The following is a 23125-nucleotide window of genomic DNA, read 5'->3' as shown; positions in this document are numbered from 1 at the left end:
CTTCTTGCGTTAACGGCTGTTTTTTGAAGGCGCATTGGACGCCGAACCCGATGATCACATACGACCGCAAACAACTAAAGCCTAAGTAAAGAGTGACTAAAGTCACGATGCACCCCTGCGGCCCTCCGCAGCCGACGCCGAACGCGCCCCGCACAGCAAGAAGTTGGGGCCGGGGCCCCGATCTCCGGAACGACCCGTCGCGGACGTAAGGGAGGGTTAAATGTGAACTCGACCACTTTCCAAGGATTGTCGGCGCGGCAAGCCTGGTGATAGCTGTTGAGGCCTGCCGGTTCGGGGGTGACATCCCCCAACACGCCACTCTGGCAGGCTGGTTACACACTTCCATATGTCCATCGCCGCCACGCACCGGTGGTGGACGAGCCGTATCCCACTGAAAGAGCCTCAGATGAAGACCCCTTCGCGCTTGATGGCCCTGGCCCTGGCCGGCGGCACTCTGCTGCTTGCCGGAGCAGCCCACGCGGCCGGTACCCGGACTCCGGCAGCGCAGGCGGCACCCGCGTCCGACGATACCGCCCAAATTCCTGCCGCTATCGAGGACTTCTCCTACCCCGACGCGGATAAAATCCTCGCGGAGAAGAACCTGAAGCTGAAGCGTGGCGACGGCAACATCATGCTGGCCGAATGCGGCAGTTCTCCCGACCTGTTGAAGTTCATCGCCCGCGACCGGGATGATTTCTGTTTCCGCGTCAAGGGCAGCAAGGGCTACCTCAGCCTTGAGGTTCCCGCCGTGACCGGGGTGCAGACCAAGGAACACACCGCACACGTCGAGATGACCGTCGACAAGAAGAGCAAGTCCTACGACATCGGCAAGAACAAGTGGCAGGGCATCGGCGAGACCACGGACCCGACCGGCCGCGAGCACGTGCTCGTGGAGATCGTCACCGGTAAGTAGGGCGCACCCGCGTCACCGGACCGCCCGGGTTCCCAGGTTGCTGACAGCACGGTCGGGGCACTCACAGGGACACCGAGCTCATCGCTGCCCCGGCAACAGCCCTGAACTGCCGTGCTGGTCGAGCAGCCGTGGCTGGTCACCGCTTCCGGCTGCTTCGCCGACAAGCGGTGATGGCCGAACCGGCCCAGCCCGTGACGGGTGTCACCCCCGTCGTGGTCGGGCACCCGGCCCGTCGCGCAGGGCGAGGAGTCGCGTGTCGCCGGTTGCGGACGTACCAAGGTCGGGTGGGTGCCCGACGTCCGCGTTTCTTCCCGCTTCACCACGGGATCCGCCAAGGGCGCGCGTCCGCCGCCCTCGCGGGCTCGACCGCTGACACGACGATCCCCAGCAGCCCTTCTCCACGAAGCACAAGATCGCTCCCGCGGGCAGCTACTGGAAGGACGCCCGCGCGATCACCGGCAGGCGCTTCATCGAGAACGCGCTGCGCGACGACCTGCTCGTCCTGTGGGACAACGGCTCCATGTCGATGTCCTCCGACACCGATAACAACGGTGTCCGCCCAGGACCGGGCCTTCGCCCGCGCCCGGTCCTGCGCTCTTCCCGGCCGATCCGACAAGCCTGACGGGGACGTCACCGTCTACCGCAGCAGCCAGGTGAGAACGCCAACCGCACCCGGGCCACGGCCCGTCGCCGCCGCACTCCGATCGGCCTCCCACCCCCGTCCGGCGCAGGGGCTGATCGGCCTGCTCTCCTCCTACCAGCGGATCGGCTTCGCCGCGCCCCTGCCGCTGGTCTGCCTGCGCATGCTCCGGGGGCTCGGCCTCGGAGGCTCCTGGGGAGCCGCCGCCGTGTCGCTGGAGCGCCCGCGTCCCGCGCTACCGGCCGGCCGGCGCCGCGACGGGACCTTTCGAGGTCGGGGTCGGGTTCGACGGTCCGTCTCCCGGTCTCGGCCGGATCGTCATGAGAGCTGACGTCCAGGCCTGATTTCAGCGGAACGGGGAAGAATGTGCCGACAGCGGGGAGTCAACAGCATTGTTCCAGGGGGGATTTCATGCCGGGCGACGAGACGACCACGGTCCAGGGCAGCGCAGTCCGCAGTGGAAGCCCGGACTCGGCAGTGGACCGGGTATCCGTCGGCAGGAGTAGGTGGTGAAAGCGCCGGTGTTCGCGGGTCTGGCAGCGGATGACCCGGCGGTGGGCGAGTGGCTGGCGGCGACCGGTCGTTCCGCCGCCGCACTCCAAGACCTCGTGCAGCGGCGTCCCCGCTGCGGACTGGCGCGGGAGCAGTCCCTGGTCTGCACGATCTATCTGTTCACCCACCGGCACTATCGGGCCACCGCCGATCAACTCATCGTGCACTTCGCGCAGTTCCCCGGCGACGAGATCGCCGGGAGCATGCTGAGCGCATGTGACCTGGCCGGTTCCCTGGAGTGCCGAGAGCACGGGCAGGCGCTCGCCGAGCAGCAGTACGCACTCGCCGGGCCCGAGTCCTGGCCGTGGGCGTCCTGGCCGGCCGGGGCGCGCGCCGAACAGGGGCGGCCCGATGAAGCCTGGGCGCCGGCCGAGCACGCCCTGCGGCTGAGCCCGCGCTCGGGGCCGGCCGCCCACGCCCGCGCGCACGCCGGGCACGACCACGGCTCGGGCCCGGCCGCCATCGCCTTCATCGACACCTGACTCGCAGCCGACCCCCATGCGGTTCAACGCCGCCGCCTGCAATGGCACGCCGACCTCAGTCCATCGCCGCCGGCGACTGCGCCGACGCCCGCCGCCGCGCCGGCACCGAACTCCACCACGGCGACGTCGGCATGCACTCGGCCACCAACTGGCGCCTGCTCTTCGCCGGCCAACCACGCCGTGCCGCTCGTCTGCTTCACCACCGCAGCACCACCCGCCAGCACCACACCTACGAGGACCTCCTCCTCGAAACAAGCACAGTCACCCACGGGAACACCGACCACCCCCAACAACCCCATACAGGTCGCTCATTCGAATGAAGAGCGGTTGTTCCGGTCGATGTCGGGGATTTCCACGACACTCGCCATCGAGTTGAGGGAGGCGTGCCATGCCACGCTCATCGGTCCGTACTTCGCTTCGTGCCTTCTGTGTCCTGGCGTCGGCACTGGCGCTGGGAGGGCTTGCGGCGGGCCCCGGGGCCGCCGCGAGCCGGTCTGCCGCAGAGGTCACCGTGTTCATGATGAACGACCAGTTCGTCCCGAAGCAGGTGCAGATCCACCCCGGTGACTCGGTCACCTGGGTCAACGAGGACAACGTCGATCACACCACGACGTCCGACGCGCAAAGCGCGCAACAGTGGGACGTGCTGGTTCACCCGGGCCAACGCACCCCTCCCATCCTCTTCCCGAACGCAGGGTCCTTCCCGTACCACTGCAACTTCCACCCGCTGATGACCGGCACCGTCATCGTGCAGTAGTCCTCGGCGGTCATGCCCTGGGTGGCCTGCCGGGACTCCTCCCAGCGCCGGCCGGGTCACCGTGTTTCGCCGGACCGTCCCCCAGGCAGTATCAGGGCGATGAGCCGTTCCTTTCGTCTCTCGTTGGCGGACGAGTTCGTGGCCCGGCACACTTGCGGTCCCCTGATCTGGTGCGTGACCTTCCTGCTGCGCGGCAGCCCGCCCACCGTGGGCGAGCTATGGAGCCGGGTGGCGGCGAGATGGTCGCAACTGCACCGTTTGCGCTGGGTGTTGACGCCTGCACCGGGGGTGCCCTGCGGTGGCCGGCGGCGTTGGACGGAGCTGCCCGCGTTCGCGGTGGAGGAGCACGTCGTGGCGGATCCAGCCGGGCCGGTGTCCGAGGCGTGGGCGGCCGCGCTGCTGGTGCGTCCGTTGGCGCCCGGCCGGCCCTTGTGGCAACTGCGCCTGCTGCCGTGTCCGGACGAGGGCGGATACGCGCTGCTGCTGCGCATGCACCACGCCTTGGGCGACGGCCAGTCGGCGGTCACGCTGATGCGGCTGCTCCTGGACGGCCCCGGGGACGCGGTTCCCCGGCCGCGTCGGCGCCCGGAGGGCAGCGACCCGCGCCGGGTTCTGGAGAGCTTCCTGGGTACGGGGTTGGCCATTCCCCTGCCTGCCGGCTGCCGCGTCGAGCCGGGCTTCGCCTGGGCGACGGTCGACGCCGGCGCGTTCCGGGCGGCGCGCCGTGCTCTGCCCGACGGCGTCGCGACCACCACGGAGACGCTGCTGGCGGCGGCTGCCGGGGCGCTGCGTTCGTGCTTCGGCGATCCGGCGGGGTGGGGTACGGGGCGTGCTCGGGGCCGTGTCTTCGCGTGGGTCCCGGTGAGTCTGCGCACCGCCGGCAACGCGGACGAGCTGGGGAACCTCGCGAGCGCGCCGCGCCTGCCCCTGCCGGTCCACCACGGGACGCCGCTCGCCCGGCTCGTGGCGTGCCGGGGCCTGGTGGACGCCTTCGGCCGTCGTGCGCTGGCACTGCCCTGGAGGCTGGCGCGCGTGGTGTCTCTCGCGGGGCCCGGGGCCATGGACGCCGTGCTCGCGCGCGCCATGCGGCCCTCGCATGTCGCTGTGAGTTGCACGAGCCTGCCGTGGGGGCGTACGCGGTGGGTGTTCGACGGGCATCCTGTGATCCGCGTCGTCGCGTCGTCCGTCGTACCGCCTGTCGGCTGCTGCCACTTCGTCCTCAGCAACTACGCCGGTACGTCCACCGTTTCCGTGTCCACGCACCGTCTGCCCGGTGACGCCGGACGGCTCGCCGCGGCCTTCGTCCGCGAGGTCGTCCGTCTCGCCGAGAGCGGAGTGGTCTGATGCCGGCGCCGGGAGCCGGTGGTGGTGGGCCGGTGCGTGGGCCGGTGCGTGTGCTGGTGGTGTCGGGCAGCATGGGGGCCGGGCACGACGGGGCCGCGCGGGAGCTGGTGCGCCGGCTCCGGGGTCTGGGGGCGCAGGCCGTTGTCCGTGACTTCCTCCACGCGCTGCCCGGCTCGTACCGGCCGCTGCTGCGGGGCGGGCACGCGTTCACGGCCCGGTACTCGCCCCGGGTTTTCGAGTGGCTGGCCCGTAGTGAGGAACGCGAGTCGGCTGTGCGTGAGTTCACGCTCGGGGTGTGCCGTGCGGCCCGTCGTACGGTGGCCCGGTGGGCGGCGGGCGGCTGTGATGTCGCGGTCTCGACGTTCCCGCTGGCCACCCAGACCCTCGGCATGCTCCGGGTCGACGGAGGGCTGGGGGTGCCCGCGGTGTGCTGTCCGACCGATCCGGCGCCGAACCGGCTGTGGCTGCACCCGGGCATCGACGCCTACCTGACGGTTTTTCGGGCGACGGCGGTGGAGGCCGCGGAGCGTTACGGGGTCACGATGGCGGTGGGCGGGCCGCTGGTCGCGCCGGCGTTCCGGCGGCCGGTGGGCGAAGATGAACGCCGTGCGGTGCGCAGCGAGTTGGGGATACCGCCGGACCGGAGGATGGTGCTGCTGACGGCCGGGGCGCTGGGCAGCGGTGACGTACTGGCGGGTGTGGTCGCGGTGCGTCGGGTGCCCGGGACGGTGGCTGTCGTGCTGTGCGGCCGCAACAGTCGGCTCAGGCGCAAGGCCGCGGCCCTTCCGGGTGTGGTGGCGCTGGGCTGGCGCGAGGACGTGCCGCTGCTGATGGCCGCGGCCGATGTCCTGGTGCACAACGCCGGGGGCCTGTCGCTGACCGAGGCGCTGGTCGCCGGGCTGCCGGCGGTCAGTTATCAGGTGCTGGCGGGGCACGGCAGGCGGAACGCCGAGGTCCTCGCCCGTGCGGGGCTCGCGCCCTGGCCGCGTACTCCGCGGGAACTGGCGGAGGCGCTGCACCGGCAGGCGTCGCGGGGCCGGTTCTTCCCGTTGCCGGTGGCGGAGTCCGGGACGGCGGAGGCGGTCGAGGTGCTGGCGCGGCGGGCGCGTACGAGCTGACGTTGCGTCAGCGGTGGGCGGGCCCGTCGAGGGCGGCGAGGTGGGCGCCGAGAGCCCAGCAGGGGAAGTAGTCGGCGTAGCGGCGGTAGTCGAGCATGGCCGTGCCGAAGAAGACGCCGGTCACCGCCTCCTGGCGCCAGGAGCCGTCGGGTGCCTGCCGCTCGCACAGCCAGCGGACGCCCGCGCGCACGCTCTCCGTCTCGGGGCCGGTGAGCTGCAACAGCGCGAGCAGGGCCCACGCGGTCGACACGGGCTGGCTGTCGGGGTGTTCGGCGTAGCGGTCCTCGGTGCATCCGCGGTGGTGTTCGCCCCAGCCGCCGTCGGCTCGCTGCACGGTGTGCAGCCAGTGCGCGGCGCGGACGAGCTGCGGGTGGGCGGGCGGTGCTCCGGCGGCGCGCAGGCCGCGGACGGCGAAGAGGGTGCCGTAGATGCGGTTGACGCCCCAGGCGGCGCGCCAGGAGCCGTCCCGGCACTGTGTGCGCAGCAGGAAGCGGGCGGCCCGCCGGACGGACCGGGCCACGGCCTCGCGGTGTGCCCGCCCGTGCAGCCGCCGGAGTTCCGCGAGGGCGACCAGGGCGGAGCCGGTGCATTCGGTGTAGGAGTCCTCCACCATGCAGCGGGAGAACATCTCGGACGGGTTGGCGGCCTCCAGCAGGCGGCTGCCGCGGCGCGGCTCGTAGGAGCCGAAGCCGCCGTCGCGGTTCTGCCGGTGCAGCAGGAACGCGGTCGCCTGCCGCAGTCTGCGCGTGTCGGGGACGGGGACGTCCGGGTGGTGTGCGGCGGCGTGCAGGAGCGCGGCCGCCGCCTCGGCCGTGCAGTCGCTGACCGGCCAGCGGTGGCCGGGGTCGGAGAAGCACCAGCCGCCGGCGGCGGGCGCGCGGGCGGTGGTCTTGGGGCACGGCACATTGTCGGTGATCTGGGCGTCGTTCAGGTAGGCGCAGGCGCGTCGGAGGGCGGCGTCGGCGGCGGCGTCCGGTGCGGTGGTCCGGCGGGCCAGCAGGGTCTCGACGGCGAAGACGGTGTCCCAGGTCTGGGAGCGGGCGCCGGCGTAGCGGAGGCCGCGTTCGGTGTCCTCCCAGCGCCAGTGGTCGACGGCTGCCAGGGCGCGGTCGACGGCTTTCGGGTCCGCTCCGGAGGCGTGCAGCACCAGGATGTTGAGCAGTGAGCTGACCGGGGAGAGGCCGAGGTCGTGCGTGGTGTGCTGTTCGTGGGTCACGCGCTCCAGGCAGCGGGCCAGGGCGCGGGCCCGGGTCCGGCGCGGGGGCCTGCGCTCGTACAGGGCCAGGATGTCGAAGGCGGCCCGCAGTGTCCGGCCCGGGGGGACGACGGCGTCGGTGCCCAGTTGGCGGCGCTGGGTGCGCGGCGGCGGTGGCGGGCCGAGCTGTTCCGTGTCCAGCAGGTCGTGCCGGAGTTCTTCGGTGAGGGGGTGTCCGAGGTCGTGGTGGAAGCGGGTGCCGTAGAGGTGGGCCATGGCCTGGTAGATGGTGCGGGTGTGGCAGTAGAGCCGGTCGGGGTGGACGGGCAGCCGGCGTGGCAGCAGGAAGAGTTCGGGGGGCAGCGGATTGACGGCCCGGTAGTCGTGGAGTCCCACGACAGCGAGCCAGAGTTTGCCCCAGGTGGGCAGGGCCCGCGCGGCCGCCGGCCGGTCGCGGAGCCAGGCCGCCGAGCGGGCGCACAGCACCTCGTCCCTGGGGTGGCCGAGCAGCCGTAGTGCGAGGTGGGCGAGGACGGTGCAGTACGGGGAGGGGCCCGATTCCGGGTGCAGGCCCCAGCCGCCCTCCGGGGTGACCGTGGCCCGGTAGTGCCGCGTCATCGCCGCCCGGGTCTCCTGCGGGAGCTCGTGCCCGACGACGCGGCACACGACGACGTACTGGGAGAGGAGCATGGTGTTCCACACCATCTCGCCCTCCCAGCAGCCTTCGGGCTCCTGGAGGGACAGCAGGTGGTCAAGGGCTCTGCGGTGTGCCCGGTCCGGGTCCGGGGCGGGGCCGGTCGCCGGGGCGGGGCCGGGCGTCGGTTCCGTTGCGCGCAAGGTGTTCCCCCCATTTGCGGATGGTGAGGTCCTGGCAGAGCCGGACGGCCGGGTTGAGTTCGACGGCGGGTGCGGCGAAGTGCCGCTCGTAGCCGCGCTGTTCGCCTTCGACCGCCGCCCCGTCCTGGCTGAGGGTCGGGCGTGCGGTCAGGGCGCTGACGGCGCGCATCAGGGGGGCGGTCAGCCGGTAGGGGACGGTCAGGGCGGTGCCGGGGATCCGGATGCCGTCGGCCTTGAAGTAGAAGAGGAAGAACACGCGCGTGGTGCGGCGGTCCATGGGGAGCAGGAAGAGCCAGTGCTTGATGTATCCGCCGGTGTCGGAGCACTGGTAGGGGTAGTGGTAGGTGATGTCGATGGACGTGGTGTCGGCGCGCTCGCGGTTGACGAAGTGCCGGACGAAGCGGCCGCCGCCGATGAAGGCGTCGTAGGAGATCTCGACGCCTTCGCGGTCCGGCGTCGGGCGGTGGCGGGTGAGCCTGGCGTCCCAGAACGGCCGGTACTTGCGGTGCAGATAGGCGTGGGTGAAGTCGCTGGTGTTGTCGATGATCAGGGAGTGGTGGGCCCGCCACACGTAGGAGATGTCCATCCGGGGCCAGGGCCTGGGGCCGGTCAGCTCGGGGATGTCCGGGACGGGCCGCTCGCCGGCGCGGGCGGGGTCGCCCGGGAACACCCAGATCAGTCCGTGACGCACCGTCACCGGGTAGCCCCGCACGCGTACCTCGGGTTCGGCGCGCCCGAAGAGGTCGTGGGCGTAGTGCACCACGCGGCCGTCGCCCCGGTAGGTCCAGCCGTGGTACTCGCAGGTGAGGTGGCAGCCGTCCACCACGCCTGCGGACAGGCGCAGTTGGCGGTGGGCGCAGCGGTCCTCCAGTGCGTGCAGCGAGCCGTCGTGGCCGCGCCAGACCACGATCGGCCGGTTCCAGAAGGAGGTGGCGAGGGTGGTGCCGGGGCGCAGGGCCCGCTCGTACTCGACGGGGTACCAGTGGCCGGGGTCCAGGCCGGCCGCCAGGACCTTCTGGCGCCTGCCCCGCGCCTGGGCGAAATCGGGCGGGCCGGTCACGGCTGGTCCGCCGGGCGCCGGGCGGCCCCGGGGGTACGGCCCCGTACCGCCGTGGTCCGGCGGCGGCCGTCGACCAGTCCGCGCCGGGCGAAGCACGCGTACGCCTCCTCGACCGCCCTGGCCACGCTCGTCGGCCGGTAGCCCAGCTCCGTGACGGCGCGGGAGCAGTCCGCGCGCCGCCGGGAGCGCAGGAAGCCCACGGCCGCCGGGGTCAGCCGGGGTTCGTGCCGCGGGGCCAGCCGGGCGGCCAGCGGCGCGGCGGCCCTGGCGACGCCCGCCATCAGCGGGGACGGCAGCCGCAGTCGCAGCGGCCGGCGTCCGCAGACGGCCGCGTAGAGGTCGAGCATCTCCCCGACCGTGTGGAACCGGGTGGAGAACAGGTACTTCCGCCCGGCGGCTCCGCGGCGCATCGCCAGCAGGTGCCCGGCGACGAGATCGGTGACGGAGACGAACTCGAAACCGCCGGGGACGTAGAGCAGCACCCGCCCGTTGGCGAAATCGAGGAGCAGCCGGCCCATCCGGGACGGCCGGTAGTCGTGCGGGCCGACGATCGCCGTGGACGTCGCGACGACCACGTCCAGCCCCTGTGCCGCGGCCTTCGCGCACTCGTGCTCCGCCAGCATCTTGGTGACGGTGTAGGGGGTGTGCTCCGCGAACGGGTAGAAGGGCTCCTCCTCGGTGCTCGGGACGCCGGGGCGCCAGCCGGTCGCGCTCAGCGAGCCGGTGACCACGACCCGGCGGACTCCCGACCGCCGCGAGGCGGCCAGCACATGGCGGGTGCCCGCCACGTTGACGTCGTAGGTCTCGCGTGCGCGGCCGCTTCCCGTGGAGACCAGGGCGGCGCAGTGGTAGATCTCCTCGCAGCCGGAGACGGCCCGGCCCACCGCCCGCGCGTCCCGCAGATCGCCCCGCACGCGGTGCACCGCGAGACCGTCGAGAGCGGGCCCGGCCTCCCCCTTGAGCAGCACGCGCACGTCCTGCCCCTCGGCGAGCAGCGCGCGGACCAGGTTGGCTCCCAGGTGCCCGGTGGCACCCGTGACAAGGATCATCTCCGCCCCAACTCCCCTATTTCTGACGAGCTTTCAGGCAGCGGGTATATACGATCACATCTCCCATATCGCAGTTTAGCGACCGTCCAGCATGAGCAGAAGTGGGCCAGGAGGACGGCCGAGGAGGGTGCCGTGCGCACCGTGGACGTGCTGGTCGCGGGGGCGGGGCCGGCGGGCTGCATGACGGCGCTGGCCTTCGCCCGGCGCGGCGCCACGGTCCTGGTCCTGGAGCCGCGCCCCGCTCCCGCCCGCCAGTTGGCGGGCGAGTGGCTCCACCCGGCCGGGGTGGGCGCCCTGCACCGGATGGGAATCCGCTGCCCCGGCCGGGAGTTCACGGCCAACCTCGGTTTCCGGCTGCACGCCGCGGACGGCAACCCTCCGCTGCACTGCCCCTATCCCGGCGGCACGGCGCTGAGCATGCATCACCACACCCTGACCGCAGTGCTGTTGGACACGCTCCGTGGCACCCCCGGTATCACGCTCCGCCAAAGCGAACGCCTCACCGCCGTCACCACGGACGGACGGGCCCGTACCACCCGCGAGGAGATACGCGCCGGGCTGGTCGTCGGCGCCGACGGACGCGCCTCCACCGTGCGCCGCCTGCTGCGCCCCGGCGAGGCGGCGAGCGCCCCCCTGTCCCGGATCGCCGGACTGCTGCTGCCCGGCGCCCGCCTGCCCCGCGACGGCTACGGCCACGTCTTCCTCGGCGGACCGGGGCCCGTACTGGCCTACCGGGTGGCACCGGACACCGTCCGCCTCTGCCTCGACATCCCCTTTCCCTGTCCCGGCCCCGCGGAGGTCCACGGCTATCTGCGGCACGGCTACGCCGCCGCCCTCCCCGGCCCGTTGCGCCCGCACTTCTTCGAGGCACTCGCCGCCGGCAGGCTCCAGTGGGCGGCCGCCCGCTTCCGCAGGCGCTCCTTCTACGGACGGGGGCGCTGCGCCCTGGTCGGCGACGCGGTCGGGCACGGACATCCCCTGGCCGCCCAGGGCATGACGCTCGCGCTCCTCGACGCCGAGTGCCTCGCCCGCCGGGCCCCGGACCTCGCCGCCTACGCCGCCGAACGGACCGCGCGTTCCTGGTCCGCCGAGCGCCTGGGAGCCGCGCTCCACCGCACCCTGACCGCACACGACCCCGCCTCCCTGCTGCTGCGCCGGGCGGCCCTGGGCCTGTGGCGGCACGACCCCCGCCAACGAGACCTCGCCCTGGGCCTGTTGGGCGTCCTGGACGACCGCCGCAGCGCGTTCTGCGGGGCACTCGCCCGTGTCACGGCCCACGCGCTGACCGACCCCAGCCTGGCGGGAACCGGCACCCGGCTCGCCGACCTCGCCGACTGGCTCCTGTGGCTGACCGGCCCCGCCGTCGGCACCCCACGCACGCCACGGGCACTCCGCAGGAGGCTGCCGGCGCTCGCCGTCATGGGGCTCTGACCGCAGCCGTACGCGTCATGCGAGCGTCGATCGCATACTGGTCGCATGGGTGCAGCCAGAATGTCGATGCAGGAACTGATCCGGCGCCGCAGGCGCGCCGGCTTCGTGGGACGCAGAGACGAACTCGCCGTGTTCCAGGAGAACTTCGACTGCCCACCGGAGGACGAACGCCACCGCTTCGTCTTCCACATCCACGGGGACGCGGGCGTCGGCAAGACCTCGCTGGTGCGGGAGATGGAGTCGGTGGCCCGCGAACGCGGCGCGGTGACCGCGTACATCGACGAGTCGGTCAACAGCGTGCCCGAAGCCCTCTCCGTCATCTGCGACCACTTCGCACAACAAGACGTACCTCTCAAGCCGTTGGAGAAGCTGCTGGCGAGGTACCGGGAACGGCGGCACGAAGCGGAGTCGGCGGCCCAGGAACCGGGCGACGAGTCCGGCGGCCCGTCGCCGGGCGCCACGGTGATCGCGCAAGCCGGACTGGCGGGCCTGGGCATGGTGCCCGGCCTCGGCCCCGTCGCGGGCGCGCTGGACGCGTCCTCCGTGGCGCGTACCACCGATCGCCTCCGGGGCCTGCTCAGCGCGCGGTTCGGCAAGCAGGAGGACGTCCAACTGGTCCTCGACCCGCTGCGGGCGCTGACACCGGCCCTGGCGGAGGAACTGGCCGAGGCCGCAGAAGAAGTGCCGTGGCTGGCGATCTTCTTCGACACGTACGAACGGACAGCTCCCTTCCTGGACAGCTGGCTGCGCGACCTCGTCACCACCGAGCGGTACGGTGCGCTGCCCGCCAACACGGTCATCACGCTGGCCGGGCAGCGCCGCCCCGACCCCGCCTGCTGGGCGGACAGCGCCGACCTGGTCAAGGAGCTGCCCCTCGACCTGTTCACCGAGGCCGAGGTCCGGCAACTCCTCGCGGCCAAGGGAGTGGTGGAGGAAGGAGTGGTCCGCGACATCCTGCGGCTGTCCGGTCGGCTGCCCGTCCTCGTCTCGACACTTGCCGAGAATCCCGGCGATGTCGCGGCGCCCAGCGCGACGGCCGTCGACCGCTTCCTGAAGTGGGAGCAGGACCCTGCCCGCCGCGCCACGGCCCTCGCCTGCGCCTTGCCGCGCCGCCTCGACGAGGACATCTGCCGAGCGGCGACCGGGGCCACGGACGAAGACGGCGAGCAGTTCGGCTGGCTGCGCTCACTGCCGTTCGTGAGCGAACGCGACGGCCTTGTGCGCTACCACGACGTGGTACGTACCGCGATGCTCGCGATGCAGCGCGCAAGCGGACCGCAGCGCTGGGAACAACGCCACCGAGAGCTGGCCGCCGCCTTCAGCGAACGGCGCGCCGCGGCCGACCAGGGGCAGACCGGGGAGCGGCCGTGGTCCCTGCCGGAGTGGCGGGAGGAGCGCCTGGACGAGCTGTACCACCTGCTGTGCGCCCGCCCGCGCGCCGAGCTCGGCGCCGCACTGCTTGACGGCGTTCACGCCTGCGACGAAAGCCTGGAGATCGCCCGGCGCTGGGCTCGTGTCCTGGCCGAGGCGGGTGAGGACGCGGACTCGGAGCTGCTGCGCGGCTGGGGAGACGACTGCCTCGGCGCGCTGTCCGATGAACAAAGCGATTGTGCAAGGCTGTTGAGCCTGCTGATCAACCGGGCAGGCTTCAACGATGCAGAAAGGGCCCACGCGCATGTGATCCGGGGACGGGAATTACGTGAGACCGGATCCCTGCAAGAGGCGCTCGGCGACTACGACCAGGCCATAGCTCTCGATCCGGCGAATGCCAGGGCCTATTTCGGGCGCGGGGTCACCTACCTCCGGCTTCAGGACTTCGAACAGGCCTTGGCCGATCTCGACAAGGCTCACGAACTGGAGCCGGAAGATGCGGATTACCTCACTGCACGTGGCGAGGCGCGCAGCCGGTCGGGACACTCCAGTGAGGCGTTGGCGGACTACAGCCAAGCCGTGGGGCTTGACCCGGGGAACAGACTTGCCCTGGTTCTCCGAGGCCTGCTCCTCAGGGACATGGGTCAGTATCGGCGGGCACTCGCGGACCTCGATCGGGTCATGGACCTGGAGCCGGGCGACTGGTGGACGCTGGTCTCACGCTCCTGGCTCCGGCAGGTGCTCGACGATCCAGCAGGCGCACTCGATGATCTCCAGCGTGCCGCACTGATGGAGGACTCCGCGTGGGTGCAGAGCGAATTGGGCGATCTCCACCGCTTTGCAGGACGGTACGACGAAGCACTTGCCGCATACGACAAAGCACTGGCCTTCGGTACGCGATCCGCGTGGATGGTCAGCTTCCGTGCCCGCATCCTGGCGGACCTCGGACGTACCGAGGACGCTCTGGACAAGCAAGCGCGAGCTTATGAGCTCAACCCGCAGTACTTCTGGGCTCTCCGCAGGAGGATATTGCTCAACGAGCGGCTCGGCAGACTGGAGCACGCCCTCACGGACTGCGACCGGTTGCTGACCGCTGACCCGGACGATGTGTGGAACCTGCGTACTCGGGCTCGGCTGCTGGTCGGCAGCGGTGATGGCGAGGCGGCGTTACAGAGCATCGAGCGAGCCGTGGCCCTCGGCCCCGAGGATCTGGACGTGCTGAGTCAACGTCTCGACACGCTGGAATTCCTGGGGAAGCTGCACGAAGCATGCGCCACGATCGAGCAGTTGCTTGAAGTCCGGTCCGACGACCCGTTTCATCTCTTCGAACGTGCATGGATACGGGCGCAGTCAGGTGAGGTGGAAGGCGAACTCGCCGATCTGGACGCGGCGGTGGCGGCCGCCCCGGGCAACCTCGGCTTCCTCTTTCACAGAGGGGAGTCCTATCGGCGCCGCGGCTGGTACGAACGAGCGCTTACCGACTTCGACCACATCATCGCGGCTGAACCGCGCAGCGGGGTGGAAATCGGGAGCCGCGGCCAGGTCCTGCGCGCCGTGGGGCGCCATGAGGAGGCACTGGCGGATGTCAACTGGGCCCTGCAGCTCGTCGGGGAACAATCCTGGCTCAGGGGCGAACGCGCCGCGACACTCCTCGCACTCCGGCGCCCCCAGGAGGCCCGCGCCGATCTCACTCGGGCAATCCGTCTCGACGCCGACTTCGGCTGGGCACGGGGGCGCCGCGCACTGGCGTTGCTCGACTCCGGTCACCTGGCGGAGGCTGCCGCCCAACTCGACACGTGCCTTGGACTCATGTTCGGAGATACCTGGACCGCTGCCTGGATGTCACCGGACGAATCGGCGGAGAGCCTGGCCCGGCGGGCCCCAGCCTGCCGGTGTGCGGGGTGGTTCACCATGGCCCGTACGCTCGCAGAGCGTCTCCGCGCGGTGGACCGGGACCGGGGCACCTTCCATCTGGCCATGGCCGTCAGCCGTGCGAAGGGCCCGGCCGCAGCCGCTGCCCTGTGGAGGGAGCTGTATCCGAGTCCGATAGCAGCAGCAGCCCTGGGCGAGTGGAGCCTGGTCGACAGGCACGTGGCGCCCCTGCTCGACAGCGGCTGTGCGTGGACACGGAAGGCCGAGACGGCCGAATCCCTGGAGGAACTCGCCCTGTGTCCGGGCACGGACGTGCCCAGGCTGCGTGGCCTCGCCGACTCACTGTGGAAGGCGGTGTGCCCCATCACTCTGCCGTGATGAAGAACGGGCACGAGGAAGCCACACGAACCTGCGACGCCCCGACGGCTGCGAGCCCGACCTGCGCCTCCAGTCCGCCGAGTAGACCACGCGCCTCGAACCGTACGCCCTGTGGCGGACCGTGGCCGCAGGCCACCGCCCGCAGCGCGCAGCCCGCGCCGCTCACCCGTCGGCATGCCGCCCCCGCGCCGTGAGGAAGCCCCGGATCCGCCCGAGGATCCCGGTCGCAGGTGTTTCCGGCTGGTGAGCCGGTTCGAGCTGTGGGGCGGACGGGCGGGGGCGGGCAGGGGCCGTCGGGCGGTCAGTGCGGGTCTTTTCCCCCAGTTCCCGCAGCAGCTCGGCCGGGCAGGCGGCCTGCAGCCGGGGGAAGAGCCGCTGTTCCTCGTCCAGGGTGTGGGCGGTCACCCGCGTGATGAGTTCCACCAGCAGGTGGTCGAACTCCGCCTCACCGGGCTGCTGTTGGCCCAGTTCCCGCAGGACGCGCTCGATCGCGGCGTGGTCCGCCAGGTCCTGCTCGCACCATCGCGCCCCGCGCGGCAGGTGCCGGCGCAGGGCCGGGTGCAGGTGCTTCTCCTCGACGGCCCCGTGACGTACCAGCTCGGCGGTCACCTGGTCGGCCAGTTCCTTGCGGGCGGTGCTGCCGGGAGGGGCAGCGCGGATGCGGTCGAAGAGCCGCCGCACCTTCCGGTGGTCGGCGGTGAGTTCGCCGATGAGGTCGGCGTCCCGCGTGTTGTGTGGCACCGTGCTCCTCCGCAGGGTGTGATCCGCGTGTGCCTCCCCTTCCCCGTGCGGTCGGTGGGCGCTCGGCCGCTGGTCCGATCGGCAGCACCCTTTGGGGGGAACATCCGGCCCGTCGGGCCCGGGCTGTGCGGCCTGCGGCCGGGGCCGTGCCGTGATCTACCTGCCGGGAGGCGGGTTGCCCGGTCGGCCGCCCGTCGCTCCGGATGCCGGTGCGTGGTCGATCCGAGAGGGAGCGTGAGGGGCGCATGCTGCTGGGCAGAAGGCGGGAGATGCTCGGTGCCCGGGCGCGCCAGGCCGCGTTCACGGGGTACGTCGGGGCCGACCGCCGTGCTCCGGTCTCGGAGGCGGTCGGGCTGCTGTTCAGGAAGGCCTTTCCGGACCACTGGTCGTTCCTGCTGGGCGAGATCGCGCTGTACAGCTTCGCGGTGCTGGTGCTCACCGGCAGCTATCTGACGCTGTTCTTCGACCCCGGCATGGCCGAGAGCGTCTACCGGGGCTCGTACGCGCCGCTGCGGGGTCTGCCGGTCACCGGCGCGTACGCCTCCACGCTCCGCATCACCTTCGATGTGCGCGGCGGGCTGCTGATCCGTCAGATGCACCATTGGGCGGCTCTGGTCTTCGTGGCCGCCGCGGGTGTGCACATGCTGCGTGTCTTCTTCACGGGGGCGTTCCGCCGCCCCCGCGAACTCAACTGGGTCATCGGTGTGACGCTGTTCATGCTCGCGATGCTTGAGGGCTTCTGCGGTTACTCGCTGCCCGACGATCTGCTGTCCGGTACGGGGATGCGGACGGCCAACACGATCGTGATGTCGATTCCGGTCGTCGGCACGTATCTGAGCAGCTTCGTGTGGGGCGGTCCGTTTCCGGGGGAGGCGGTCATCCGACGGCTGTATATCGCGCATGTGCTGTTCGTGCCGGGGCTGTTGATCGCGTTGATCGGGGCGCATCTGGTGCTGATCGTGTATCTGAAGCACACGCAGTGGCCGGAGCGGGGGCGGACGAACCGGAATGTCGTCGGACGGCCGATGTTCCCGCAGTTCACCGCGAAGTCGGTGGGGCTGAGTCTGACGGTTTTCGGGGTGATCACGCTGCTCAGCGGCTTCGCCCAGATCAATCCGGTGTGGGGTTTCGGGCCCTACCGCGCCGACCAGGTGTCGACCGGTGCCCAGCCCGACTGGTACGTGGGGTTCCTGGAGGGCGCGTTGCGGCTCATGCCGCCGTGGGAGAACACGGTGGGCGGGCACACGCTGATGTGGAATGTGTTCCTGCCCGCGGTGGCGTTGCCCGGTGTGCTCTTTCTTGTGCTCTACCTCTACCCGTTCTTCGAGAGGTGGGTCGTCGGTGATGTGCTGGAGCACCATCTGTGCGACCGTCCCAGGGACCGGCCTGTCCGTACCGCGTTGGGGGCGGCCGCTGTCGTGTTCTACGCGGTGCTGCTGGCCGCGGGCGGCGATGATGTGGCGGCGATGGTGTTCCGGGTCTCGGTCGACACGCTCGTGTGGATCTACCGTGTGGCGGTGGTCGCCGGACCGGTGGTCGCTTTCCTGATCACCAAGCGGGTCTGCCTGGCGTTGCAGGCTCACGACCGGCGGCTGCTGGAGGAGGGCGAGGAGACGGGAAGGGTGAGTCAGTCGCCGGAGGGCCGCTTCAGTGAGAAGAACCGGCCGCTGGACGCCGCGTTCCGTTACCGGGTGCTGGTCCGTGACGTTCCGGTGCCGCTGGCGCGGCCTGCCGCGGGGGCGCCACGCCGGCAGCGGCTCCGGGCGGCGCTGAGCACCTGGTTCTACCGGGACCGGGTGGAGATGCCGGCCACTGCCGAGGAGCGGTTGCAGGTCTCGGGCCGGACGGCGGGGCCGCTGCCCCCGGCGGAGGAGGAGTAGCGCACTCCTTGCGCCATGGTGGTGGGCGTCAGTCCTCGGCGTCGACGAACTGGAGGGTCATGCCGAGGATTCCGGTCATCGCGATGCCGGCGCCGATGATGAACAGCCACAGCCCGTAGACGATCCCGAGCATCAGCAGGGTCGCGCCCACGGCGGTCAGCGGCGGGTATCCGCTGTGCGGCGGGAAGAAGTCCACCACTCCGGCCCGCTGGTGGATGCGCGCGTCGCGAAGGTCCTCGGGCCTGCGGCCCTTGCGGCGGTAGGTCACGGTGCAGAAGAAGGCGATGACCGAGGCCATGAGGAAGGCGACGGTGAGTGCGGCGCCGCCGGCCGGTTCCCGGGACCACCAGATGTAGGCGGCGTCGGAGACGAGGAAGAAGGCGGCGACGCCGGCGAAGAGATGCGCCTCGGTCTTCATGCGTTCCGCTCTCCGCGCGAGTCGGTGGCCGTCTCCGCCGTGGCGCGGCCGGCGGGCAGGGCGGGTACTTCCGGGTGGTGCAGGTCGAAGGCGGGCGAGTCGGAGCGGATTCGCGGGATGGCCTCGAAGTTGTGGCGTGGTGGCGGGCAGCTGGTGGCCCATTCCAGGGAGCGTCCGTATCCCCAGGGGTCGTCGGTTCCGACCTTCGTGCCGAATCGCGTGGTCTTCCACACGTTGTACAGGAACGGCAGCGTGGACAGGCCGACGAGAAAGGCTCCGACGGTCGAGACGGTGTTGAGCGTGGTGAAGCCGTCGGCTGCCAGATAGTCGGCGTAGCGCCGGGGCATGCCCATTTCGCCGAGCCAGTGCTGGACGAGGAAGGTCGTCTGGAATCCGGTGAACAGCGTCCAGAACTGGATCCTTCCGATGCGTTCGTCGAGCATCTTGCCGGTGAGTTTCGGCCACCAGAAGTAGAAGCCGCCGAACATGGCGAAGACGATGGTGCCGAAGAGGACGTAGTGCAGGTGCGCGACGATGAAGTAGCTGTCGGTGAGGTGGAAGTCCAGTGGCGGTGACGCGATGACGACTCCGCTGAGCCCGCCCAGCAGGAAGGTGACGAGGAATCCGATCGCCCACAGCATCGGTGTCTCGAACGAGATGCTCCCCCGCCACATGGTGCCGATCCAGTTGAAGAATTTCACGCCGGTCGGAACGGCGATGAGGAAGGACATCATGGCGAAGAACGGCAGCAGTACGGCCCCGGTGGCGAACATGTGGTGGGCCCAGACCGTGGCCGACAGCATGGTGATGGCGATGGTCGCACCGACCATTCCGGCATAGCCGAAGACCGGTTTGCGGCTGAAGACGGGCAGGATCTCCGTCACCACGCCGAAGAACGGCAGGGCGACGATGTAGACCTCGGGGTGCCCGAAGAACCAGAACAGGTGCTGCCAGAGCAGGGTCCCTCCGTTCGCGGCGTCGAATACGTGCGAACCGAATTTGCGGTCCGCCTCCAGGACCAGCAGGGCCGCTGTCAGTACGGGAAAGGCCGGCAGGACCAGGATCGCGGTGAACAGGATGTTCCACGTGAAGATGGGCATCCGGAACATGGTCATGCCGGGGGCCCGCAGGCACAGGATCGTGGCGATGAAGTTGACCGAGCCCAGGGTGGTGCTCAGCCCCGCCAGGACCAGGCCCGTGGCCCACAGGTCGGGTCCCGCGCCCGGCGAGAAGACGGCACTGTTCAGCGGGGCGTAGGCGAACCACCCGAAGGCGGCCGCACCGCCGGGGACGACAAGCCCGGACACCACCATCAGCCCGCCGAAGAGGAACAGCCAGAAGGTCAGCGCGTTGAGGCGGGGGAAGGCGACGTCGGGTGCGCCGATCTGCAGCGGCATGAGGGCGTTGGCGAATCCGACGAACGTCGGGGTCGCGAAGAGCAGCATCATGACGGTGCCGTGAATGGTGAACAGCTGGTTGTACTGGGTCGTGGTGAAGAACTGCAGACCGGGCCGGGCCAGCTCCGCCCGCATCAGCATCGCCAGGAGCCCCCCGACCAGGAAGAACCCGAACGCGGTGACCAAGTACATGTTGCCGATCGTCTTGTGGTCGGTCGTGGTGAGGTAATCCCTGATCCTGCCGCCCTGGCGGACACGCGGATTGGAGGAGGGGCCGAGGCCCGGGTCCTTGAGACTCTGGTCGTCTTCCACCTGCGGCATGGCCCCTCCGGAGGGCTCGGTACCGGTGACGGCCGTCTCTCCGTGACGCTTCCGCGAGCGGCCGTACCTCTCTGGCCCCGGCATGCCTTCCACACACACGCGGCCGGGCAAACAGGGGTGTGCGGCGGTCGGGGCAACGGACACCGGGGGGAACGGGCCGTCGACGACCCTGTCACCAGGGGTGACGGTGCCGGTCCGCTGCTCGGCCGTGAGCCGGGGCTTTGCGCGAGGGCTGAGCCGGAGGGACAGTCACGCGGCTCCCCCGCCCCCGCGCCGCCCGTCGAGTACCCACTTTTTTGTGGGTACTTGGCAGGGAACGGCCCGGGGGCGAGTCTGGTGGTGCGGCGGTCACGGGGCCGTCGCACACGGAGGGGACAGGGGGTGACGTCGTGTCAGGAGGCCGGCCGGGTCTCGGCGAGCATGTCCAGGCGGCGGTGGCCCCAGTCGGACACGGGGGCCAGTGCCTCGGAGAGTTCGCGGCCGAATGAGGTCAGGGAGTACACGGTCTTCAGGGGCCGCACGTCGTGCACTTCGCGGTGCACGAGTCCGTCCGTCTCCATCTCGCGGAGCGCCTGGGTCAGCACCTTCTCGCTGAGGCCCGGCAGCTGCCGGCGCAGCTCGCCCGGACGGTGCGGGCCGGATTCCAGGAGCCAGAGCAGGGCGGTCTTCCACTTGCCGTCGATCACGGCGATCGCGGCGGTCACTCCGCAGACGTTCGGGTCCTGAGCACGACTACGCGTCATTTTCATCCACCTCTTCACTAATCGCAGCATTTGTACGGGAGTTGAGTCATGTCCACGCACTCTGATCAGTCTGCCGTCACCGTCCTCGGTCTCGGCCCCATGGGCCGGGCCCTGGCCGGCGCCTTCCTGGACGCGGGAGTACGTACGACCGTGTGGAACCGCACGCCGGGCCGGGAACGCGACCTGGTCGAACGGGGGGCCGACGGCGCGAGGTCGGCGCACGAGGCGGTCGCCGCGAGCGGACTGACCGTGGTGTGCGTGGTGGACTACGACGCGTCGGACGCCGTCCTGCGCTCCGACGCGGTCACCGCGGCGCTCAAGGGCCGCACGGTGGTGAACCTGAGCGCCGACACCCCCGGACGGGCCCGGGAGACGGCGGACTGGGCCGCCGCGCACGGCATCCGGTACCTGGACGGCGCGATCATGACGCCGACCACGACCATCGGAACACCCGCCGCGGTGTTCCTCCACAGCGGCCCGGAGGAGCTCTACCAGCAGCACCGGCCGGTGCTTGAGGCGCTGGGTGGCTCCCACACCCACCTCGGTGAGGACATCGGCCGGGCGGCGGCGTACGACATCGCGCTGCTCGACATCTTCTGGACCGCGATGGCGGGATACGCGCACGCCCTCGCGGTGGCACGGGCGGAGGGCGTCACCGCGCGGGAACTGACACCCTTCGCCCAGGGCATCGCCGGCATCCTCCCGCCGCTCTTCCAGCAGTCCGCGGAGGACATCGAGAACGGCGGCTTCTCCGGCGAGGGCAACCCGATCACCTCGGCGGCCTCGTCCATGGCCCACATCGTCCACACCTCCGAGGCCCACGGCATCGACGCGGGCGTGATGCGCACGGCCGAAGGCATGGTGCGCCGCGCCATCGGACTGGGCCACGGTACGGACGGATTCAGCCGGATCGCCGAGGTCCTGGGACGCCGCTGAACGTTCAATGCCAGTACTGGGCCAGCACCCCCTCCTTGAAGGGAGCCGGTGGCACGCTCAGGCTCCCGGAGAACGGCCGGTCCAGGGTGAGGACGAGCAGCACGCTCACGCCGATGAGTGCCGCGACCGAGGTGACGAAAAGGATCTGCACCCGGATGCTCCGGATTCCGTACAGGAAGGTCAGCGGGATGACGACCATCGCACCCCCGTACACCAACGCCGTGAGGAGCACGGGAAGTTGCTCCTGCGACGTGGCGAGCCGGGTGCGGCGGGCGGAGGCGACGCCGCCGAGGTTGGTGACCGCCTGGCTGTAGTAGGCCTTCTGGGCCTCGGTGGTGGGCTCGTACTCCTGGAAGGCCCGATAGAGGCCCTTGACCTGGGGGTCGGTCAGGTTCGGGTCCGGGTTCCCCCAGCGCATACGGGGCCACTGCTTCTCGACGATCGCGTGCACGTACTCCCCTATGGCGGCGGAGATCCGCTGCTGCTGCGCCGCCGGGAAGGCGGTGGAGTCGCGCAGGACTTCGGCGGTCTGGGTGGCCTCGGTGGCCACATTGTTGCGGGCCGCGCCCAGGGCCTCCCACTCGGCGACGACGACGAAGGCGAGGATGATGCCGTAGATCGCGCCGTACATCCCGAGGACGACACCGATGGTCTCGTTGTGCCGCCCCTCGACGAGGTGCGGGAAACGGCGGCGTGTCAGCAGGCTGCCCGCTATGGAGAGGATCACGATGCCGCCGACGAACACGATGGCGAGGGACGGGGTGTCGAAGGTGTTGAGCAGCCAGAGTTCCAACGGCTTCCTTCCGCGTGAGCAGGGCCTCCTCCGTATGACTGCCCCGGCACGGCCGCCCGCATGAGCTGCGCCATGGATGGTCCACAATGCCTCCGCACCGGCTTTACCGACCTGGGCCCCGCGCAGGGGCCCAGGAGCACCAGCGTGGGGCCGGGCAGCCGTCAGTAGTGCCAGCGGGGGCGGCCGCCGCCACTGCCGCAGGTGATGAACTGGCCGTGGGCGTCGTGGGTACTGGCGCCCACATCACGGGAACGGCAGAACTCGCCCGCCTGATAGCAGTTTCCGGCGTTGGAGCGGATTTCGCAGGCCGCCTTCCCGGAGGAGCCGGTGCCGGTGTGTGTGCGCTTCGGGGCGGGCGGGGCGGCGGTGTCGTCGTTCGCCTCCTGTGCCGACGCGGCCTTCGTGGGGGCGGGTGGTACGGGGGCGGGCTTCGTGGGAGCCGAGGTCCGCGCTTCCGCCGTCGGCGACGGCGGCGTTGCCGACGGCGTCGCGCTCTCCGTGGGGGTCGGCGACGGTACGGCCGACGCGGTGACGGACGGTGAGGCGGTCGAACCCGTCGGCGTCTTGTCGTCCCCGGTGCAGCCGGTCAGGGCGAGCGTGGCGGCGAGCGCGAACCCGCACGGTGCGGCGAGGCGGCGGGCGAGGGAGCGGCGGAGGGCGGGGCGGGGCGCGGTGCGTATGAGCATGCTGCGCATGGGCTCGGTGCGTATGGGCAACGGGAACTCCACGTTCGGGTACGGCAGACAGGTCGAGCCGCGTCCGGCACTCGGCGCCCGTACGCGTCGCACACGGGTACGCCGAAGTCACCACCGACACGTGGGGGGACGGCCGTGCTCACCTTAACTCCCTGCGCGGCGCCTCCCCCTGCGCCGGAAGGTGCCTCTTGGTGTCGCGAAC

At 71.0% G+C, this 23125-nt stretch carries 19 protein-coding genes; 10 read left to right on the top strand and 9 right to left on the bottom strand.

The window, feature by feature from the left end:
* The first annotated feature begins 346 nt into the window (after positions 1-346).
* From ACFP1Z_RS12585 to ACFP1Z_RS12560, 6 genes are all read left to right on the top strand, one after another.
* Positions 347-913, top strand: a complete 567-nt coding sequence (locus ACFP1Z_RS12585) for a hypothetical protein (protein ID WP_390316210.1) — start codon at positions 347-349, stop codon at positions 911-913.
* Between the two features lie 1149 nt (positions 914-2062).
* A complete protein-coding gene (locus ACFP1Z_RS12580) occupies positions 2063-2587 on the top strand; it encodes a hypothetical protein (protein ID WP_390316209.1) in 525 nt (174 codons plus the stop codon).
* A gap of 41 nt (positions 2588-2628) precedes the next feature.
* Complete coding sequence (locus tag ACFP1Z_RS12575; protein ID WP_390316208.1) at positions 2629-2907, top strand: hypothetical protein; 279 nt, start codon at positions 2629-2631, stop codon at positions 2905-2907.
* A 68-nt stretch (positions 2908-2975) separates the two neighbouring features.
* Positions 2976-3344: a cupredoxin domain-containing protein gene (locus tag ACFP1Z_RS12570; protein ID WP_390316207.1), complete on the top strand. Its 369-nt coding sequence runs from the start codon at positions 2976-2978 to the stop codon at positions 3342-3344.
* A 99-nt stretch (positions 3345-3443) separates the two neighbouring features.
* Positions 3444-4688, top strand: coding sequence for a wax ester/triacylglycerol synthase domain-containing protein (locus tag ACFP1Z_RS12565; RefSeq protein ID WP_390316206.1), 1245 nt, complete (start codon positions 3444-3446; stop codon positions 4686-4688).
* Positions 4688-5806 carry a glycosyltransferase gene (locus ACFP1Z_RS12560; RefSeq protein ID WP_390316205.1) on the top strand — a complete coding sequence of 373 codons (1119 nt, stop codon included), beginning with the start codon at positions 4688-4690 and terminating at the stop codon, positions 5804-5806. The genes ACFP1Z_RS12565 and ACFP1Z_RS12560 overlap by 1 nt, the downstream gene beginning before the upstream one ends.
* Positions 5807-5813: 7 nt before the next feature.
* Here the strand turns inward: ACFP1Z_RS12560 and ACFP1Z_RS12555 are convergent, their stop codons facing one another.
* Genes ACFP1Z_RS12555 through ACFP1Z_RS12545 form a run of 3 tightly spaced genes read right to left on the bottom strand, consistent with a single transcriptional unit; the run spans position 5814 to position 9947 of the window.
* The gene (locus ACFP1Z_RS12555; RefSeq protein WP_390316204.1) at positions 5814-7838 is read right to left on the bottom strand and encodes a prenyltransferase/squalene oxidase repeat-containing protein; all 2025 of its coding nucleotides are present in this window, start codon (positions 7836-7838) and stop codon (positions 5814-5816) included.
* Positions 7753-8898, bottom strand: coding sequence for a Rieske 2Fe-2S domain-containing protein (locus ACFP1Z_RS12550; RefSeq protein WP_390316203.1), 1146 nt, complete (start codon positions 8896-8898; stop codon positions 7753-7755). The genes ACFP1Z_RS12555 and ACFP1Z_RS12550 overlap by 86 nt, the downstream gene beginning before the upstream one ends.
* The gene (locus ACFP1Z_RS12545) at positions 8895-9947 is read right to left on the bottom strand and encodes an NAD-dependent epimerase/dehydratase family protein (protein WP_390316202.1); all 1053 of its coding nucleotides are present in this window, start codon (positions 9945-9947) and stop codon (positions 8895-8897) included. Before ACFP1Z_RS12545 ends, ACFP1Z_RS12550 begins: the two co-directional genes overlap by 4 nt.
* 132 nt (positions 9948-10079) lie before the next feature.
* Between ACFP1Z_RS12545 and ACFP1Z_RS12540 the strand changes: the two genes are divergently transcribed.
* On the top strand, positions 10080-11378 hold the full coding sequence (locus ACFP1Z_RS12540) for an FAD-dependent monooxygenase (protein ID WP_390316201.1): 1299 nt from the start codon (positions 10080-10082) through the stop codon (positions 11376-11378).
* A gap of 45 nt (positions 11379-11423) precedes the next feature.
* Entirely contained in the window at positions 11424-14999 is a 3576-nt protein-coding gene (locus ACFP1Z_RS12535) for a tetratricopeptide repeat protein (protein WP_390316199.1), read from the top strand.
* 162 nt (positions 15000-15161) lie between these two features.
* On the opposite strand, the gene ACFP1Z_RS12530 is transcribed toward ACFP1Z_RS12535, so the two are convergent.
* Complete coding sequence (locus ACFP1Z_RS12530; RefSeq protein ID WP_390316198.1) at positions 15162-15740, bottom strand: hemerythrin domain-containing protein; 579 nt, start codon at positions 15738-15740, stop codon at positions 15162-15164.
* Between the two features lie 245 nt (positions 15741-15985).
* On the opposite strand from ACFP1Z_RS12530, the gene qcrB reads away from it, so the two are divergent.
* A complete protein-coding gene (gene qcrB / locus ACFP1Z_RS12525) occupies positions 15986-17620 on the top strand; it encodes a cytochrome bc1 complex cytochrome b subunit (protein ID WP_390316197.1) in 1635 nt (544 codons plus the stop codon).
* Positions 17621-17648: 28 nt separating this feature from the next.
* On the opposite strand, the gene ctaF is transcribed toward qcrB, so the two are convergent.
* The 3 genes from ctaF to ACFP1Z_RS12510 all read right to left on the bottom strand — a co-directional run bounded on the left by ctaF (position 17649) and on the right by ACFP1Z_RS12510 (position 20499).
* Positions 17649-18038: an aa3-type cytochrome oxidase subunit IV gene (gene ctaF / locus ACFP1Z_RS12520; RefSeq protein ID WP_390316196.1), complete on the bottom strand. Its 390-nt coding sequence runs from the start codon at positions 18036-18038 to the stop codon at positions 17649-17651.
* Entirely contained in the window at positions 18035-19756 is a 1722-nt protein-coding gene (gene ctaD / locus ACFP1Z_RS12515) for an aa3-type cytochrome oxidase subunit I (protein WP_390316194.1), read from the bottom strand. Before ctaD ends, ctaF begins: the two co-directional genes overlap by 4 nt.
* Before the next feature lie 392 nt (positions 19757-20148).
* Positions 20149-20499, bottom strand: coding sequence for a winged helix-turn-helix transcriptional regulator (locus tag ACFP1Z_RS12510; protein WP_390316193.1), 351 nt, complete (start codon positions 20497-20499; stop codon positions 20149-20151).
* A 48-nt stretch (positions 20500-20547) separates the two neighbouring features.
* On the opposite strand from ACFP1Z_RS12510, the gene ACFP1Z_RS12505 reads away from it, so the two are divergent.
* On the top strand, positions 20548-21435 hold the full coding sequence (locus ACFP1Z_RS12505) for an NAD(P)-dependent oxidoreductase (protein WP_390316191.1): 888 nt from the start codon (positions 20548-20550) through the stop codon (positions 21433-21435).
* Positions 21436-21439: 4 nt separating this feature from the next.
* Here ACFP1Z_RS12505 and ACFP1Z_RS12500 read toward each other — a convergent pair whose 3' ends face one another.
* Together ACFP1Z_RS12500 and ACFP1Z_RS12495 are read right to left on the bottom strand one after the other, a co-directional pair.
* On the bottom strand, positions 21440-22228 hold the full coding sequence (locus ACFP1Z_RS12500; RefSeq protein WP_390316189.1) for a bestrophin-like domain: 789 nt from the start codon (positions 22226-22228) through the stop codon (positions 21440-21442).
* 161 nt (positions 22229-22389) lie between these two features.
* The gene (locus tag ACFP1Z_RS12495; RefSeq protein ID WP_390316188.1) at positions 22390-22944 is read right to left on the bottom strand and encodes a hypothetical protein; all 555 of its coding nucleotides are present in this window, start codon (positions 22942-22944) and stop codon (positions 22390-22392) included.
* Positions 22945-23125: the final 181 nt, after the last annotated feature.

This window comes from Streptomyces gamaensis, from assembly GCF_042656465.1.
GTDB lineage: Bacteria > Actinomycetota > Actinomycetes > Streptomycetales > Streptomycetaceae > Streptomyces > Streptomyces gamaensis.
Note: the sequence above shows the minus strand (reverse complement) of the source record. Positions and strands in the feature narration are given on the sequence as shown.

What these genes read in the sequence shown, in the direction of transcription:
- ACFP1Z_RS12585 (WP_390316210.1), top strand. Translation starts at nt 347, where the DNA reads ATGTCCATCGCCGCCACGCACCGGTGGTGGACGAGCCGTATCCCACTG.
- ACFP1Z_RS12575 (WP_390316208.1), top strand. Translation starts at nt 2,629, where the DNA reads ATGGCACGCCGACCTCAGTCCATCGCCGCCGGCGACTGCGCCGACGCC.
- ACFP1Z_RS12570 (WP_390316207.1), top strand. Translation starts at nt 2,976, where the DNA reads ATGCCACGCTCATCGGTCCGTACTTCGCTTCGTGCCTTCTGTGTCCTG.
- ACFP1Z_RS12565 (WP_390316206.1), top strand. Translation starts at nt 3,444, where the DNA reads ATGAGCCGTTCCTTTCGTCTCTCGTTGGCGGACGAGTTCGTGGCCCGG.
- ACFP1Z_RS12560 (WP_390316205.1), top strand. Translation starts at nt 4,688, where the DNA reads ATGCCGGCGCCGGGAGCCGGTGGTGGTGGGCCGGTGCGTGGGCCGGTG.
- ACFP1Z_RS12545 (WP_390316202.1), bottom strand. Translation starts at nt 9,947, where the DNA reads ATGATCCTTGTCACGGGTGCCACCGGGCACCTGGGAGCCAACCTGGTC.
- ACFP1Z_RS12535 (WP_390316199.1), top strand. Translation starts at nt 11,424, where the DNA reads ATGGGTGCAGCCAGAATGTCGATGCAGGAACTGATCCGGCGCCGCAGG.
- qcrB (WP_390316197.1), top strand. Translation starts at nt 15,986, where the DNA reads ATGCTGCTGGGCAGAAGGCGGGAGATGCTCGGTGCCCGGGCGCGCCAG.
- ctaF (WP_390316196.1), bottom strand. Translation starts at nt 18,038, where the DNA reads ATGAAGACCGAGGCGCATCTCTTCGCCGGCGTCGCCGCCTTCTTCCTC.
- ctaD (WP_390316194.1), bottom strand. Translation starts at nt 19,756, where the DNA reads ATGCCGCAGGTGGAAGACGACCAGAGTCTCAAGGACCCGGGCCTCGGC.
- ACFP1Z_RS12510 (WP_390316193.1), bottom strand. Translation starts at nt 20,499, where the DNA reads ATGACGCGTAGTCGTGCTCAGGACCCGAACGTCTGCGGAGTGACCGCC.
- ACFP1Z_RS12505 (WP_390316191.1), top strand. Translation starts at nt 20,548, where the DNA reads ATGTCCACGCACTCTGATCAGTCTGCCGTCACCGTCCTCGGTCTCGGC.